A 217-nucleotide genomic window follows, 5' to 3' on the forward strand; every position below is an offset into this window, starting at 1 on the left:
GGCGCAAACGCAGATCCCCCAGCGCGATGCGGAAGTTCTTGAACCGGAACAAATACACCACAGACACAATAAAGGTAGCCACCTGCCCCATAACGGTGGCAATGGCGGCGCCGCCTACCTGAGCCTGAAACTGGGCGAAAAAGATGTGGAAAACGCACGGCGCGGCGTAGGCAATGCCATCGCCATGGTGGTGCTGGTCAGTGTGGTACTCACGGCG

1 protein-coding gene is annotated in these 217 nt (G+C 59.0%); it reads left to right on the forward strand.

All coding sequences use genetic code 11. The features are described from left to right. Positions 1-217 (forward strand): hypothetical protein (locus tag H6B10_RS17555; RefSeq protein WP_204652573.1); only part of this gene is annotated, 217 nt, incomplete at both ends.

Source organism: Gemmiger formicilis (assembly GCF_016901605.1).
Classification (GTDB): domain Bacteria; phylum Bacillota; class Clostridia; order Oscillospirales; family Ruminococcaceae; genus Gemmiger; species Gemmiger formicilis_B.